Source organism: Piscibacillus salipiscarius JCM 13188 (genome assembly GCF_001311865.1).
Classification (GTDB): domain Bacteria; phylum Bacillota; class Bacilli; order Bacillales; family Alkalibacillaceae; genus Piscibacillus; species Piscibacillus salipiscarius.
In genome coordinates this window covers 13,892-27,755 of sequence record NZ_BBCD01000018.1, presented here as the reverse complement: position 1 = coordinate 27,755, position 13,864 = coordinate 13,892, and the positions used below count along the sequence as shown (strand labels likewise).

Genomic DNA, 13,864 nt, shown 5'->3' with positions numbered 1-13,864 from the left:
AAATATATCGCTTATGATTTCTATGGACAGACAAAAAGGGTCGAATTGAAGCCTATAACGAAGAACAAGCCAAAAAATGCTGAAAGATGAAGGATATAAAGTTAATGAAATAGAAGAAGTTAAAGATTCTATTTGGAACCGCGACCTCTATATAGGAAAACCTGTTAAAACAAGAGATTTAGTTGTGTTTTTACAACAGTTCTCAGCTTTGTTAGAAGCCGGGATGACTGTGGTTGATACGATGGCCATCTTACGCGAACAAACCAAAAATAAGGTGCTGAATAAAGCACTATATTATATCGAGATTGACCTTAGACAAGGAACCTCGTTAGCTAAAGCGATGAAAAAGCATCCAAGGATATTTCCATCTATTTTAATTAACGTGATCCATAGCGCAGAAGTGAGTGGATCGCTAGAAGAAACACTTAATGAGCTTGCTAACTATTATCAAAAGCACCATAAGACAGTGTCAAAAGTTAAGTCTAGTCTGGCTTACCCATTAACCGTCATGATCGTGGCAATTGGAGTCGTGATCTTTTTACTTATGTACGTGGTTCCGCAGTTTGTGTCTATGTTTGACCAATTTGGTGCGGAGTTACCTATGATCACCAAGGTCGTTTTAACTTTAAGTAATGTTTTACAGAAGCATTGGTTACAGTTATTTCTTACCGTCATTGGACTCATGACAGGGTTAGTTCTTCTTATGAAAAATGAACAATCCAGATTGAAACTGGATGCACTATTATTAAAGCTACCATTATTCGGTTCACTGATTTTAAAGTCGAATCTAGCCAACATGGGACGGACATTAAACTCTTTACTTAAAAATGCTGTTCCGATTATAGATTCAATCGATTTAACAAAACAAACAGTTAAAAATAGAGTCATTCAGCACATTTTAGACCAATCAAAAAGTTCACTGAAGCAAGGTGGTTCGTTTACTAAACCTATGAAAGACCACTGGGCATTCCCGTTTCTAGTGACGCAAATGCTATCAGTCGGTGAGAAAACAGGGTCACTTGAGGAGATGTTAAACCAAGTAGCCAGTTTCTATGAAGAAGATGTGGAAACAGCTTCAGATCAATTAAAAACACTTCTAGAACCATTACTTATTATTACGATGTCCATCATCGTTGGAGCTATTGTCCTCGCGATTGTAGTGCCAATGTTTGAATTATATAATCAGTTATAAAATTTATATAAAGGGAGAGAGTGTGGATGTTGAAAACAACACGTAATCTATTAAGGAAAGAGAAAGGTGTCACGTTAGTTGAGTTACTTGCTGTCATCATCATCTTAGGGATTATTGCTTTAATAGCGGTGCCGGCGATTGCAGGTGTGATTGATGAATCAAAGTATAATAGTTTAAAAGCGTCAGCAATTAATGCGATTGAAGCGGCAGAACTATATAGAGTGACAAACGATGATTTGCCAGAGGGGATAAGTGAATTAGAAGGATATTATGATAGTAAGGGCGTTACTTGGTCAACAGGACCTACTTTTACAGAAGGATCCAATGGAACTATCTTGTTATCGGGAACAGTTACTGTAGACTCTAAAGAGATTAAGTTAACAAATGCATCTGTGAGTGATATTGATACTGCCGATATTAGTGATGATGACTCTACTATAGATTAGATAATTTTTAAAGTATGAATGTTTGGATTGGTGCATATGATTTGGATTTATTTATACATTACAGTTCTTGCCCTCATCCTCGGCTCTTTTTACAACGTCGTAGGATTAAGAGTGCCTTTAAGGGAATCAATCATACGTCCGCCTTCTCATTGTCCTTCTTGTGAGAAGCGACTTAAAGCTTATGAACTAATTCCAGTTATTTCATTTGTTATTCAAAAGGGGAGATGTCGGCACTGCCAAACTCGGATTTCTCCTTTATATCCTTTCTTTGAACTGGTAACAGCCGTATTGTTCGTACTGGCTTTTGAGAGAATTGGATTTCAAATGGAATTAATCGTCGCTTGGGTGTTTGTGAGTTTACTAGTGATTATAACCATTACAGATCTTCACTATCAGCTCATTCCCAATCGAATTCTATTATTTTTCTTAGCTGTACTTGTTCCACTTAGACTGATCATTCCCACTGAACCATGGTATGATGCTTTTTTAGGCGCTGTCATAGGCTTCGGATTACTATTCTTTATAGCCCTTTTAAGTAAAGGTGGTATGGGTGGTGGTGACATCAAATTATTTGGTGTGATCGGTTTAGTGCTAGGACTTGAAGGTACGATGCTAACGTTATTTTTTGCTTCAATACTAGGAGCCATAATCGGCATCATTCTTATGTTTTCCGGAAAAATTAAACGAGGTGTTCCGTTTGCGTTCGGGCCGTTTATTGCAGCTGGAGCCATTTTAGCTTATTTTTACCACGATTTATTAATAGATTGGTATATAAATGTGTTGTTATAAGGATGATACCCTATGAGTAAAAACATCGTAAATATTGAAATAAGAGACTATGTTATTCGGTTTACAGAAGTCAATCCGAAACGTCCTACAGAGATGGTTAGATTTGGAGAGCATTTTTTACCTAATGGTATTATAGATGTTGGTACGATTCAAGATTCATCATTGTTTCAAAAGGCTATGAATACTTGTGTGAAAAAAGTGGCGTCTTAAGCGTAAGCAAATTAGACTTACGATGCCTGATTCACAAGTTATTGTGCGTAAACAAACGATCCCATCTAGTATTAAGTCTGAAGATATAGATCGTTACATATACTTTCAGCTTGGTGATAGAATCCATTTACCGTTTCAAAAGCCCATTTTTGAAACGGCTATATTAAAAGAAAACGAACAACAAGTTGAAGTGAGCATTATGGCAACGTGTGAAACTCTAGTCCAGCCATTTATCGATCAACTAGAAGACGCTAAATTAAAAGTGGTTGCTGTAGATATTTCTCCGCTTAATCATTACCGTATTTTCTATGACAAACAACTTGTGACGAAAGAAGATCACATATTGCTCGTTCAATATAATGCGAAGTCAGTCGTCTTTTGTGCTTTTGAAAAGCATGTCCCCATATTCTTGCAACAGTTTCAACTAGAATCAGAGGGAGAATCAAGGTCATATGGCCCCACAATGACACGAGAAGATTTTAATGAAGAACAGGTCATGCTTGAATTTGAAGAGATTCGAATAGAACTAGAACGAGTTGAACGTTTCTATCAATATTCAATGAATGATGGGTCTCAATCATTCAATAAAACAATTGTTGTTGGAGACCATCCATACTTAGATGACATTATTGATCGAATGAAGGAGCGTTCGGAAACAGAACTCATAACGTTAACCGATGATTCGTTAAGTGGGCCTAAAGGATTAACTATTGAACGAAAATTCCACAATGTATATGGGTTAGCCATGAAGGATGGAAGTTAAATGTTAGTTGACATTAACCTTTTACCTAAAAAGAAAAAAAGCACTCAGCTTATTTTCACTGCCAGCTTTATTAACGGCCTTAACCTTACTAGTTTTAGGAACTGGAGGGTTTATTTACTGGCTTCAAGTACAAGATGTACAAGCATTAGACAGCCAGATATATGAGCAGAGAAGTATAAATCAAAACCTTCAGCATGAATTAGAAGGCGGAGAAGAAGTTAATCAAGCTAAAGTCATACAAACATTGTCTGAACAGTTGTATACAGATACTGCAGGAATCGTAAGTGACATTCATCAACAAATACCAAATAAAGGTGAGTTAATTGCTCTTAAGCTAAATGAAAATCAAATAGACTTAACGATTACAACGACGACTAATGAACAAGCCGTTCAGTTTTACAAGAAACTTGAAGAGATGGATTTCTATGAGGTGGTCATTCACACCATTAATTATGATCAATCTCAAAACTATTTTACAACGAATTACACCATTCACCTGGAAGCTAGTGAAGAAGGAGGGAATGGTTCATGATCTCTAAAACCGTTCATAGACGCGTTATATACATATGGCTTGTGGTAATCATATTAACCTGCACTGCGGCTTATTTATTTATTTTCATGCCATTAAGTACGGAAATTTCTCAAAAAAAAGAAGCCTTAAATTTTACTGAAAAGAAATACGAATTATTAAAAGAGGAAGCCGAAAAAGCAGAGAGTCACACGATACCAGTTACAAGCTTATTAAACTCAATTCCTGAAACGATGGATGAAGAAGAGGTGATTGAGTTAATTAATCAAGCCTCAAACGGCTCCAAATCTCTTGTTGAAAGTTATCAATACAAGGAAGAAGAGGTTATAGAAGTCAAAGGAGAAAAGGTCGAACAGTTAACGATGCAGCTGAACGGAACTACTAGCACCCTAGCCCAATTAAATAAATTTATTAAACAGCTCGAGATGTCTGACCGGCTCGTTCACATAAGCGGTTTGGACTTTCAAAACAGGGATAAATCAATATATTTCCAAACAGAGTTAAACGTTTATTCGAAAACATTTGAGTAGAAAAAGAGCATCCAACTGAAGTGAAGTTGGATGCTCTTTTTAAATAGTCTTGCCTGTTAATGTAGAACTCTATTTTTAAGTGTGACAATCGCAAACTGTAAGCATGCAACTGTAAAGACGAATGCCATTAAAGCTGCATACCATAATTCTGTTGATAAATGACCAGAAGCTAAGAACTCTCCGATGTAATCAGAAATGAGTGCAGGGCTCCAGGTGAAAATATGTCCATAAATATTCGTTAGTACATTAACCGCAATAATAATCCCTAGTGAAATAAAGGCAACCAAACCTGATGACTGCGTCCACGTGTTAACCATCATGACAATCGATACGACTAAAGCAAAATATAACGCGAAGAAGAATAGGCTTATGAGTAAGTGTGTGAAATCAATCGTTCCAAACAATATCATGACATAATACCAAGCTGCGATGACTGATATTACTAGAGACAATAAACAATTAACATCATAGACATGAATTTTGCCGATACATAGTTGGTGAACTTAACTGGTTTTGATAAAATCATCTCATAAATTCCCGATTTCATCTCACCTGAAATGGTGCTCATGACAATCACAACGGTTAATAAAACTCCTAACAACCCAAGCTCACCAAAACTCATCATTAAGGCTTCAGTTGCGTTAGGCATTGGAATATCGATAACAGAACCATCCGGCATTCCTCCAGCTGCATCCATGATCTTCGGTAAATAATAAGTCGTTATTGGATCCATTATAGCGAACAGAACGAACACGATTGGAACCCAAATCCATTTAAGATTGCGCCAGTTTTTCAAGTATTTCTTTTTTGAAAATAACAAACCACTGCATCTAATTTTTCACCGCCTTCATGAACAAGTCTTCAAGTGACGTTTTCGCAACTTCAAATTTGGTCAGCTGCCAGTCTTCGTGATAAACGACTTCTAACAACTGTTTTCGTGCCGTTTTCAAATCATGAACGGTTAATAGAAAATCGTCCTCGACTCTATGAATTTTAAACACGGATTCGATTTCTTTAAGTCGTTCCTCAATAAATTTTGGTTCATCTGAGAATGATAGTTTTAACGTAACAGTATTTTGCACAGTTTCAATCTCGTGCATGCTGCCTTGTTCGATGACATTACCATTATTAAGTAATAGAATTTCATCACTTACTTCTTCAGCATCGTTCAAAATATGTGTTGAGAACAGAATCGTTGCATCTTTCTTTAATTCACGCATGAGGTTAAGGACCTCACGTCGTCCAATAGGATCTAATGCTGAAGCGGGTTCATCGAGAATAATCAGTTTAGGTGAATGGATTAAAGCCTGTGCGATTCCAAGCCTCTGTTTCATACCACCTGAATACTTTGAAATTCTTAGTTTTCGAACCTCTTTAAGATTCACTAATTCTAGTAATTCATCTGCTCGCTCTTTGGCGATTTTCTTTGGCAAGTGGGATAACCTACCCGCATAGATCAGAAATTCCTTTCCCGTCATCCAGTCATGAAAAACGGGAAACTGAGGTAAATAACCTACATGCTGCCTAAAATCTTTTGATAGACTTTCATCTTCGAATTGTATATCACCTTCAGTTGGTTTAATAAAACCTGCCAGCATTCGTAAAGTCGTTGTTTTCCCAGAACCATTAGGACCTAAAAGCGCAACACAACGTCCATGCTCAAGTGTGAATGACACATCAGAAATCACTTGGTGGTCTTTGTACTTCTTAGTTAAATGATTAGCCTGTAACAATGCCACATTTATGGCCTCCTTCCAAAAATAAAGTAAATGATTGGGCCGATAATATTCATGAAAACAATGACAAGTGCCCAGACCCATTTAGGGCCGTTTGTTTCGTGAATTCTTATTAAATCTATTATGGCGATGATGAGTAAGATTAGCTGCAAGATGACGATTGGTAAAATTAATAGAATAATATCTTGGTTAATTTCCATTATGACCACCTCACTTTGTTTTATACATCTAGATACGGTTTTATAGATTAAAAGTTTTACTTAAAATTCCATGATGATTATAAAGTATAAAAAGATAAGCTGTTTTTAAAGCTTATCTTAAATACGTTCATATTCATGAATGAGTTGATTAAAAATTTGAAGAACCGATTTTTGTTTCCGTACGGGTAATTCTGATAATTTATTTAAATCGTGGAGCAAAGATTTGTTTTTCTTAAGTAAATCAATCGCGACAATAATTTCTTGTTGTTCATCATTTGTTTCTTGATCGAGTGAGTACACGCGCTCAAACTCTTTTAACAGAAATTCATCCGATAGACTTTTTCCTACTAGTTGATCTAATGAAATCGAAAAGATATCACTAATCTTAATTAAAGTATTTAAATCCGGAATCGTGGATTCGTTTTCCCATTTCGTAATATTAGATCTGGACACATTAAGCTTATTAGCTAGTTGTAGTTGAGTCCAGTCATTCTGTTCGCGAAAATATCGGATGTTCGTCGCAATTTTACTAGACATACTTTACTCGCACCCTAATTTAGTAGATTTGTGGAATAATCGTAACACTAAACAGGTGCTAATTGTTGGTAATGAATGGTACGTTTCGTAACATTTATTTAATGTTCTTTAAAAGAACATAAAGGGTAAAAAATAACCTAACAGCTAACATGTAGCTGAAAGGTTATATTAAGCTTCGAGTTCATCGTAGACTTGTTCTTGCTCATGTAAGTGGAAAATGAACGCATCTTTGTAAATCGCAAAGAGCTCATAGGCTTTTGGGCCTTGGTTGATCTGTTCATATATGTGAGGGTAATGATCACTTGCGTGAACGGCGTATTCAATCTTTTTCATCGCGTTTAAAGATCGTTCATTCACTTTATTCACTTTTAAGAAGACGACTTCAATCTCTTTTTCCATAAATAATTCACGCAAAATAAGTCTTTTGCGTATTGATTATACCCTTTTCCAAAATACGGTTTGCCGAGCCATGTTGCTAGAAAACCCATTTGGTCTTGAACATCATACAATGTGATTGCTCCTATTGGCATATCCCATTCATCCAAAATCGTCCTGGAGATGAGCTCACCATTTTCCTCCTGATTCATCATCTTGTTTAGGAAGAAATAGTATTCTTCAATGGACTCAGCCTTTTCACGAACATATGGTTTAACAGCTTCGTCGCTTAATAATGGGAATAGGATTTGGGCATCGTGTAAATCTCGTTTTTTAAGCATAAAAAACACCCTCCATCACTTGAGGGTGTTGTCGCTGAAAGTTGGCACACCTTGGGTAACGACCACCCTCGAATTTTATCAATTGCTCACAAAAATTCGGGGTGGGAATCGAACCCACTAGAACTGCTTGAAACAAGCAGTGGCGCACCATTGCCTTCCCTTAATTTATATCCAAATCATACAATATTTTTACGATTTGGAAATAGTTTTGCATTAATTTTTAGAGTAAATATTTTCTAACGCTTCCTTAAGTGTTGGGTACTTAATTGATAATCAGTAGCCTCTAATTTTCCGGATATACGTACTGACCCTTCAAAACTAATATACTCATTTCTCCTAAAATCGTTCTTAATGCAATAGAAGGGGCAGGGAGCCAGTGAGGCTTACCTAATACTTCGCTAAGTGTTTTGCCGAAATCTTGATTCCTCTGTGGCGTCGGAGCAGTTAAATTGACCGGTCCACTGAGCTCGTCATGATTGATGATGTGATCAATCGCTTGAATGACATCATCAATATGAATCCAGGACATCCACTGTTGTCCATCGCCAAGCGGACCGCCAATCATTAATTTATACGGCATCACCATTTGAGGAAGCGCTCCTTCATTTTGATCTAAGATAATTCCAAATCGAGTAAATACAGTTCTGACACCAATGTCTTCAGCTTCTCTAGCTTCTTGTTCCCAAACCGAGCACACCTCAGCTAGAAAGTCATGTCCCGATACCATCGTCTCTTCAGTGAAAGTTGTTTCTTTTGATGTACCATAATAACCAATAGCCGATGCATTAATAAAGACATTCGGTTTTTCAGTAAGTGCATTCATAATACGAATAAACTCTCTAGTTGTAATCATGCGGCTTTCAAGAATTTGTTGCTTTCGTTGATCCGTCCAGCGTCCGCTATTAAGAGAAGTTCCGGCAAGGTTGATGCACACATCAATATTTTCAAGCTCTGTTTCTGGTTGGCTATGAGGGTCGAGCCATTCAATATATGATACGCGTTCTTTATACGGATGCTTTTGAGGATTTCTTGTCAGGATAAAAATTTCATGGCCTTGTTTTTGAAAATAATCCGTTAATCGGCTTCCTATAAAACCAGTTCCACCAGCAATTAAAAATCTCAAGTAGCAGTCCCCCTTATATCTATACTATACTATTATTAGAATATCTTCACTTATATAGGAGTCATGACGATGAAAATTAGTAAAATTTCTACCCAGAAGAAAAATAAACAACGTTATAACGTTTTTGTGGATTATAATGGACGTGAAGAATTTGCGTTCGGTGTACACGAAGATCTGCTTATTCGTTTTAACCTTAGAAAAGGGTTAGAGTTAACAGATAAACAAGTGCGAGAAATTAAACAACAAGATGCGATTTATCAATACTATACCCTTTCGATTAACTATTTAAGCTATCGAATGCGTGCAAAATCAGAAATTGCGGAGTATTTAAAAGGGAAAGAAGCAACACCCGAAGCGATTGAAACCGTCATACATAAGCTTGAAGAAGAAAAATTAGTCGATGACCTGCAGTTCAGCAAGGCATACGTGCGTACGAAAATGAATACCTCGACAAAAGGGCCGAATAAAATTAAACAAGAATTAATTCTAAAGAAAATTCCGGAAGCTTATGTTGAAGAGGCCATGTCAGAATACTCAAGTGAGATCGAAGTTGAGAAGGTTATAAAGATGCTAAAGAAAAAGTTCGCCTCATCCTCTCGAAAAAATCATTTCAACAACAGCTGATGCAGGCTAAACAATCTTTAATTCAAAAAGGATTTACACAAGGGGCTATCGAAATAGCATCACAGGAAGTCGATTTGTCACCAGATGAAGATGATGAAATGGATGCGGTACGTTATCAAGGTGAAAAAATCTGGACGAAGCATGCGCGTAAGCATGAAGGATTTCAGCTGAAACAGAAAGTGATGGCTTCGTTATATCAGAAAGGTTTTAAGGTGGACTTGATCAATCAATATTTAGATGAGAAAGAAGAGGACTAAGGTGGGCTTTCATGAAGAAGATATTGCTATTGGTTTGTTTAAGTATACTCGCTGCCTGTTCTAACAGTTCAAACTATAATCAAGATGATGTTGCGGCGATCGTTAGGGGCGAGGAAATTACAGTAGGAGACATTCGATTTTTTAAGCAGGTAAACGATAAAGAATTACCTGAAGCTGTAATGGCACATGTGAGAAACAAACTCATCGTATTGGAAGCGAAGGAAATGGGCATCACCGTTAGCGGGGAAGAACTTAACAAAGCCCAGGAAGCATTCCCATATCCTAAAGAATCAGTTAAGTCGGAACAAGCTAATGAGATTAGAGACTTTGCAGAGTCTCAAGCAGATCAGTTTAATATGGAACCAAGAGAGTATTATCAAGAGTTTGTCAGAAGAAGCGCAAAGAATAGTCAGTACCAGCAGAAATTTTGGAAGCAAAAACTAGGTAAACCAGAGAGTGAAAAAGAACAGATTATGACGAACGAAAAGGGTCAAAAAATTATGGACGAATTGCTTGAGAAGTATGAGGATGAGATTGAAATAATCATTAAGTAGTTTGATTTGGGACATGATGCATAGAGATTAGGACTCGAAATTTGTCGAAAACAGGCGTTGTACTCAACTTATGAGACATTTTTGGGGGATATGAGACATTTCCGACCCGTTTGTGAGACAAACGAGATGAAATATGGGACATAACAAAAAAAGCTATCGGTTTGTTAAGCCGATAGCTTTTTAACTATATTTTTCTAACACAATTTCATTTCTACCATCATCTTGCTCTACGATTTGTTCAGCTATTTGATCTGGTGACGGTAGGAAAGATGGATCGGATACATAGTCACTTCCATCCCAGAACGGTGTGTTCATGCCGCCCATGTAAACACCTGTAACTGAAATTCCGCGATCCTCATACTCTTTTTGCAAGCTTCCGTGAAACCACGCTGCGCAAATTTACTAGCGCAGTAACCAGCTTCATGGACTTTGCCGCGAAGTCCAGCTGTCGAAACAATGTTTAAAATGCGTCCTTTACTAGTTAAAATATGAGGCATCAAATGCTTCGTCGTGTAAATTAGTCCTGCTGCATTTACGTTTAACATCGTGTCAATTTGGTCTTTTTCTAAATCTTCAAATGCTCCAAAGTAACCAATGCCTGCGTTATTAATAAGCACATCGATTTGATCGACTTTTTGAGCTAATTCCTCTAACTCGTCCCATTTCGTAATATCGCAAGTATAACTTTCAGCAGTGCCGCCTGCTTGTTCAATTAAGTCCTTCGTTTCATCTAGCTTCTCTTTGCGGCGACCAACCAATAAAATATGATAGCCTTGTTTGGCATATTGTTTAGCGAGTGATTGCCCGAGACCAGTTCCTGCCCCAGTGATCAGTGCGTTTTTCATAAATTTTACCTCCATTAAGTTCAGTCTAGTTGATGCAATAGCGTTTTCTATTGTAAATGACTTTGATATACTTATGAAAGTCATAAGTATAGAAAGGGGTCACAGTATGCAACGCCGTTATAGTGACTTGACCGTAGAAGAATTGCGCAAAGAAGTTTCTGAGCTAACCGAAAAAGCTCGTAAAGCAGAGCAAATGGGAATGGTTAACGAATATGCCGTCCATCAGCGCAAAATCGTCATGGCTAAATCTTACATGATGAATCCTAAAGAATTTAAAAAAGGACAAGTTTATGAAATAGAAGGGGCACCCGGTGAACACTTTGACATCAACTATATGAATGGTGTCTTTGCTTGGGGTACCCGCAAATCACAACAAGGCCAAGTCTTAAATGAAGAAGAGGCTTTACCAATCGCTCTTCTAACTAATCAAGTTAATTAAGAGCCTTTCTTAGGTTAAAAGGCTCTAATTTTTTTTTTGTAATTTGTCTTCAGAATAGACCCAACCTGTATAAGACGTGATGATATTGTAAAATTTATCCATCGTAACAACAGCTACGAATGGATACCTGTCTTTAGCCCGGTATCGTAAGTCAATAAACGTATCTCTGTATAATCATCAAAACGGTCGATCTCATACCGATAGACTGGAGAAAAGTTAATAAATGATTTTACATTAGCGTCTTGTAAGGCGGCGTTCATCTCTGTTGTATCGGGCAGTGGCATGCGATCGAAAGCATCTTTAATTTCAACGTGACCATCTTCCGACCTTGCAACGAAAAACTGATCCTTAGTCACAACAGCAACTCGCCATATGTTATGTCTTATGGTAGGCTGAGTAATCACTTTTTCAACGTCGTCAAAATAATTTTCCATTAACTTGACGATTTCTCGTTTATCCATATAACGTTTTATATAGTATAGAAATACGATGAAAAATACGATACCAAACGTATAACGAGGGTCAGCTCCAAGTAACCATGCAAAGATTCCAGCTATATATAAAACAAATATGAGTGGGTCAAACGTATTAATAAATCCAACTGCGATCCACTTATCGACAAATGGTTTTAAGGCTTGCGTTCCATATGCATTAAAAATATCTACAAATACATGTAGAAATACTGAGAATAGAACCCATAACCATAAATGTAGATAATTCACATCAGGACTAAACAGAAAAATAACACCCGAGACTAAAAAGCTCCACAACAATACAGCAATTGGAGAATGTGAAGCTCCCCTATGGTGTCTGATGTAAGTCGCATTATCTTTTAATTTAAACAATGTATCGAAATCTGGAGCATGAGAACCAACAATGGCCCCAATTAATACAGCTTGAAATAATGCAGGGTCTTGTTGTACAGCAGGATCAACGGTGGCTAGCCCACCCACTGCCACGCCCATCGTAATATGGGTTGCAGTATCCAAAATATGCTCCTCCTTTTAGTTCAATTGAAGTAGGTGATTTAACGTTGAAAGATACTACTACTTTTTCTATACCCGTTTTATTTAATGTTCATTCGTTCCAAACGGATTTAATATCATGGTATTTATCAATCAAACGTGATTTGCCATGGCGCTTAAATCAAGATCCGTACCGTGTTTGGGTATCTGAAATTATGCTACAACAAACGCAAGTTGATACGGTCATTCCGTATTTTAATCAATTTATGAATCGATTTCCGACTACTTACGACTTAGCCAATGCTGAAGAACAAGACGTTCTTAAGTCGTGGGAAGGTTTAGGTTATTATTCCCGAGCCCGAAATCTTCATGCAGCCGTCAAAGAAGTTGTGGCAAGCTATGACGGCGAAGTACCACATGAAAAAGACAAGCTTAAAAAAACTTAAAGGTATTGGGCCATACACGTTAGGGGCTATATTAAGCATTGCGTTTAACCAACCAGAACCCGCAGTTGATGGAAATGTGATGCGCGTCATGTCTAGAGTTTTTCATATAGAAGAAGATATTGCAAAACCTAGAACTAAAAAGATTTTCGAAGAGTGGTGAGAGAAGTTATTTCTCATGACGACCCATCATCTTTTAACCAAGGCTTAATGGAGTTAGGCGCATTAATTTGTACACCGCAGAAGCCGAAGTGCGACCAGTGCCCAGTTCAAGAACACTGCCTTGCTTATGAATACGGTAATCAAACAGATTTACCTATTAAGTCAAAAAAGAAAAAGCAGAAACAAACTGACTTCTATGGTTTAATTATTCAAAATAAACATGGAGAGTTACTTATTCAAAAGCGTCCAAGTGAAGGTTTGCTTGCGAATCTGTGGGAATTTCCGCTAATGCCTAAATCAGAGCTACCTATTGAAGAATGGTTTAAACAGCATTATGGCGCTGACTTATCTGTTAATGCTAAGCGTGGTCAAGTACGCCATGTATTTTCACATGTGATTTGGAATATTGAACTAGTTTTTGCTCAAGTTGAAGGTGAGGAAATTGATTACGGGCAGTTTGTAACAGCAGATCAGTTAAAAGAATATCCATTTCCAAACGTTCAATATAAAATGATGGATGAAATTTTATAAATGAAATTAGGATAAAACCCTCCGTTTGGTTACTCTAAAGTTTGCGGAGGTGATATTGATGGCTAAAAAGCAAAACCAACAAAAGCCAAATGCGCAAGCATCAGGTACAAACGTAGAAAAAGTGAAGCAGCAAAACCAAGCTGCTGAACAAGGTCAGTATGGTGCGGAATTTGCTTCTGAGACTGATGCTCAAGAAGTACAGCGTCGTAACCAACAATCTCAGCAAAAGAAAAATCAACAAAACAAATAACCCTAAGCGTTAAAATCTGAAGC

Annotated in this window: 23 protein-coding genes and 2 pseudogenes; 15 read left to right on the top strand and 10 right to left on the bottom strand. The window is 37.2% G+C overall.

The window, feature by feature from the left end:
- The first annotated feature begins 76 nt into the window (after positions 1–76).
- Genes JCM13188_RS12275 through JCM13188_RS12245 form a run of 7 tightly spaced genes read left to right on the top strand, consistent with a single transcriptional unit; the run spans position 77 to position 4,459 of the window.
- Complete coding sequence (locus JCM13188_RS12275; RefSeq protein WP_054754400.1) at positions 77–1,192, top strand: type II secretion system F family protein; 1,116 nt, start codon at positions 77–79, stop codon at positions 1,190–1,192.
- A 26-nt stretch (positions 1,193–1,218) separates the two neighbouring features.
- On the top strand, positions 1,219–1,638 hold the full coding sequence (locus JCM13188_RS12270) for a prepilin-type N-terminal cleavage/methylation domain-containing protein (protein ID WP_054754398.1): 420 nt from the start codon (positions 1,219–1,221) through the stop codon (positions 1,636–1,638).
- Between the two features lie 36 nt (positions 1,639–1,674).
- Positions 1,675–2,427: a prepilin peptidase gene (locus tag JCM13188_RS12265; RefSeq protein WP_054754396.1), complete on the top strand. Its 753-nt coding sequence runs from the start codon at positions 1,675–1,677 to the stop codon at positions 2,425–2,427.
- A 12-nt stretch (positions 2,428–2,439) separates the two neighbouring features.
- Complete coding sequence (locus JCM13188_RS12260) at positions 2,440–2,637, top strand: type IV pilus biogenesis protein PilM (RefSeq protein WP_054754394.1); 198 nt, start codon at positions 2,440–2,442, stop codon at positions 2,635–2,637.
- Positions 2,638–2,659: 22 nt separating this feature from the next.
- Positions 2,660–3,400, top strand: coding sequence for a type IV pilus biogenesis protein PilM (pilM, locus tag JCM13188_RS12255; protein ID WP_054754393.1), 741 nt, complete (start codon positions 2,660–2,662; stop codon positions 3,398–3,400).
- 7 nt (positions 3,401–3,407) lie between these two features.
- On the top strand, positions 3,408–3,932 hold the full coding sequence (locus JCM13188_RS12250) for a hypothetical protein (RefSeq protein WP_054754391.1): 525 nt from the start codon (positions 3,408–3,410) through the stop codon (positions 3,930–3,932).
- Positions 3,929–4,459, top strand: coding sequence for a hypothetical protein (locus JCM13188_RS12245; RefSeq protein ID WP_054754389.1), 531 nt, complete (start codon positions 3,929–3,931; stop codon positions 4,457–4,459). Before JCM13188_RS12250 ends, JCM13188_RS12245 begins: the two co-directional genes overlap by 4 nt.
- Before the next feature lie 56 nt (positions 4,460–4,515).
- Here JCM13188_RS12245 and JCM13188_RS12240 read toward each other — a convergent pair whose 3' ends face one another.
- The 7 genes and pseudogenes from JCM13188_RS12240 to JCM13188_RS12210 form a co-directional block, all read right to left on the bottom strand.
- Complete coding sequence (locus JCM13188_RS12240) at positions 4,516–4,911, bottom strand: hypothetical protein (protein WP_054754386.1); 396 nt, start codon at positions 4,909–4,911, stop codon at positions 4,516–4,518.
- Complete coding sequence (locus JCM13188_RS12235) at positions 4,902–5,279, bottom strand: hypothetical protein (RefSeq protein WP_054754383.1); 378 nt, start codon at positions 5,277–5,279, stop codon at positions 4,902–4,904. Before JCM13188_RS12235 ends, JCM13188_RS12240 begins: the two co-directional genes overlap by 10 nt.
- A 10-nt stretch (positions 5,280–5,289) precedes the next feature.
- Positions 5,290–6,198, bottom strand: a complete 909-nt coding sequence (locus tag JCM13188_RS12230) for an ABC transporter ATP-binding protein (protein WP_054754381.1) — start codon at positions 6,196–6,198, stop codon at positions 5,290–5,292.
- A gap of 2 nt (positions 6,199–6,200) precedes the next feature.
- The gene (locus JCM13188_RS12225) at positions 6,201–6,395 is read right to left on the bottom strand and encodes a PLD nuclease N-terminal domain-containing protein (RefSeq protein WP_054754379.1); all 195 of its coding nucleotides are present in this window, start codon (positions 6,393–6,395) and stop codon (positions 6,201–6,203) included.
- 117 nt (positions 6,396–6,512) lie between these two features.
- A complete protein-coding gene (locus JCM13188_RS12220) occupies positions 6,513–6,932 on the bottom strand; it encodes a helix-turn-helix transcriptional regulator (protein ID WP_054754377.1) in 420 nt (139 codons plus the stop codon).
- A gap of 168 nt (positions 6,933–7,100) precedes the next feature.
- Positions 7,101–7,648: pseudogene (locus JCM13188_RS12215) on the bottom strand (GNAT family N-acetyltransferase).
- 283 nt (positions 7,649–7,931) lie between these two features.
- A complete protein-coding gene (locus JCM13188_RS12210) occupies positions 7,932–8,771 on the bottom strand; it encodes a TIGR01777 family oxidoreductase (protein ID WP_279401796.1) in 840 nt (279 codons plus the stop codon).
- Positions 8,772–8,840: 69 nt separating this feature from the next.
- Between JCM13188_RS12210 and JCM13188_RS12205 the strand changes: the two genes are divergently transcribed.
- Genes JCM13188_RS12205 through JCM13188_RS12200 form a run of 3 tightly spaced genes read left to right on the top strand, consistent with a single transcriptional unit; the run spans position 8,841 to position 10,206 of the window.
- Complete coding sequence (locus JCM13188_RS12205) at positions 8,841–9,395, top strand: RecX family transcriptional regulator (RefSeq protein WP_279401795.1); 555 nt, start codon at positions 8,841–8,843, stop codon at positions 9,393–9,395.
- Positions 9,395–9,652: a regulatory protein RecX gene (locus JCM13188_RS19225; RefSeq protein WP_279401794.1), complete on the top strand. Its 258-nt coding sequence runs from the start codon at positions 9,395–9,397 to the stop codon at positions 9,650–9,652. Before JCM13188_RS12205 ends, JCM13188_RS19225 begins: the two co-directional genes overlap by 1 nt.
- An 11-nt stretch (positions 9,653–9,663) precedes the next feature.
- On the top strand, positions 9,664–10,206 hold the full coding sequence (locus tag JCM13188_RS12200) for a SurA N-terminal domain-containing protein (protein ID WP_054754376.1): 543 nt from the start codon (positions 9,664–9,666) through the stop codon (positions 10,204–10,206).
- 180 nt (positions 10,207–10,386) lie between these two features.
- Here JCM13188_RS12200 and JCM13188_RS21125 read toward each other — a convergent pair whose 3' ends face one another.
- Together JCM13188_RS21125 and JCM13188_RS12195 are read right to left on the bottom strand one after the other, a co-directional pair.
- Positions 10,387–10,530 carry a hypothetical protein gene (locus tag JCM13188_RS21125; protein WP_369404997.1) on the bottom strand — a complete coding sequence of 48 codons (144 nt, stop codon included), beginning with the start codon at positions 10,528–10,530 and terminating at the stop codon, positions 10,387–10,389.
- A complete protein-coding gene (locus tag JCM13188_RS12195; RefSeq protein WP_369404996.1) occupies positions 10,518–11,051 on the bottom strand; it encodes an SDR family NAD(P)-dependent oxidoreductase in 534 nt (177 codons plus the stop codon). Before JCM13188_RS12195 ends, JCM13188_RS21125 begins: the two co-directional genes overlap by 13 nt.
- Before the next feature lie 106 nt (positions 11,052–11,157).
- Here JCM13188_RS12195 and JCM13188_RS12190 point away from each other — a divergent pair, with 106 nt between their 5' ends.
- Positions 11,158–11,490: a YfhH family protein gene (locus JCM13188_RS12190; protein WP_054754374.1), complete on the top strand. Its 333-nt coding sequence runs from the start codon at positions 11,158–11,160 to the stop codon at positions 11,488–11,490.
- A 24-nt stretch (positions 11,491–11,514) separates the two neighbouring features.
- Here JCM13188_RS12190 and JCM13188_RS12185 read toward each other — a convergent pair.
- A pseudogene (locus JCM13188_RS12185) lies at positions 11,515–12,479 on the bottom strand (metal-dependent hydrolase).
- 44 nt (positions 12,480–12,523) lie between these two features.
- On the opposite strand from JCM13188_RS12185, the gene JCM13188_RS21120 reads away from it, so the two are divergent.
- Genes JCM13188_RS21120 through JCM13188_RS12175 form a run of 4 tightly spaced genes read left to right on the top strand, consistent with a single transcriptional unit; the run spans position 12,524 to position 13,841 of the window.
- Entirely contained in the window at positions 12,524–12,901 is a 378-nt protein-coding gene (locus JCM13188_RS21120) for an HhH-GPD family protein (RefSeq protein ID WP_369404995.1), read from the top strand.
- Positions 12,873–13,061 carry a hypothetical protein gene (locus JCM13188_RS21115; protein WP_369404994.1) on the top strand — a complete coding sequence of 63 codons (189 nt, stop codon included), beginning with the start codon at positions 12,873–12,875 and terminating at the stop codon, positions 13,059–13,061. The genes JCM13188_RS21120 and JCM13188_RS21115 overlap by 29 nt, the downstream gene beginning before the upstream one ends.
- Positions 13,058–13,591, top strand: coding sequence for an NUDIX domain-containing protein (locus JCM13188_RS21110; protein WP_369404993.1), 534 nt, complete (start codon positions 13,058–13,060; stop codon positions 13,589–13,591). The genes JCM13188_RS21115 and JCM13188_RS21110 overlap by 4 nt, the downstream gene beginning before the upstream one ends.
- 58 nt (positions 13,592–13,649) lie before the next feature.
- Complete coding sequence (locus JCM13188_RS12175) at positions 13,650–13,841, top strand: gamma-type small acid-soluble spore protein (protein ID WP_054754372.1); 192 nt, start codon at positions 13,650–13,652, stop codon at positions 13,839–13,841.
- Positions 13,842–13,864: the final 23 nt, after the last annotated feature.

Coding starts and splice junctions, on each gene's coding strand:
- JCM13188_RS12270 (WP_054754398.1), top strand. CDS start 1,219: ATGTTGAAAACAACACGTAATCTATTAAGGAAAGAGAAAGGTGTCACG.
- JCM13188_RS12205 (WP_279401795.1), top strand. CDS start 8,841: ATGAAAATTAGTAAAATTTCTACCCAGAAGAAAAATAAACAACGTTAT.
- JCM13188_RS12200 (WP_054754376.1), top strand. CDS start 9,664: ATGAAGAAGATATTGCTATTGGTTTGTTTAAGTATACTCGCTGCCTGT.
- JCM13188_RS19225 (WP_279401794.1), top strand. CDS start 9,395: ATGCAGGCTAAACAATCTTTAATTCAAAAAGGATTTACACAAGGGGCT.
- JCM13188_RS12220 (WP_054754377.1), bottom strand. CDS start 6,932: ATGTCTAGTAAAATTGCGACGAACATCCGATATTTTCGCGAACAGAAT.
- JCM13188_RS21115 (WP_369404994.1), top strand. CDS start 12,873: ATGAAAAAGACAAGCTTAAAAAAACTTAAAGGTATTGGGCCATACACG.
- JCM13188_RS21125 (WP_369404997.1), bottom strand. CDS start 10,530: ATGGGCGGCATGAACACACCGTTCTGGGATGGAAGTGACTATGTATCC.
- pilM (WP_054754393.1), top strand. CDS start 2,660: ATGCCTGATTCACAAGTTATTGTGCGTAAACAAACGATCCCATCTAGT.
- JCM13188_RS12260 (WP_054754394.1), top strand. CDS start 2,440: ATGAGTAAAAACATCGTAAATATTGAAATAAGAGACTATGTTATTCGG.
- JCM13188_RS12245 (WP_054754389.1), top strand. CDS start 3,929: ATGATCTCTAAAACCGTTCATAGACGCGTTATATACATATGGCTTGTG.
- JCM13188_RS12175 (WP_054754372.1), top strand. CDS start 13,650: ATGGCTAAAAAGCAAAACCAACAAAAGCCAAATGCGCAAGCATCAGGT.
- JCM13188_RS12275 (WP_054754400.1), top strand. CDS start 77: ATGCTGAAAGATGAAGGATATAAAGTTAATGAAATAGAAGAAGTTAAA.
- JCM13188_RS12195 (WP_369404996.1), bottom strand. CDS start 11,051: ATGAAAAACGCACTGATCACTGGGGCAGGAACTGGTCTCGGGCAATCA.
- JCM13188_RS12190 (WP_054754374.1), top strand. CDS start 11,158: ATGCAACGCCGTTATAGTGACTTGACCGTAGAAGAATTGCGCAAAGAA.
- JCM13188_RS12265 (WP_054754396.1), top strand. CDS start 1,675: ATGATTTGGATTTATTTATACATTACAGTTCTTGCCCTCATCCTCGGC.
- JCM13188_RS12225 (WP_054754379.1), bottom strand. CDS start 6,395: ATGGAAATTAACCAAGATATTATTCTATTAATTTTACCAATCGTCATC.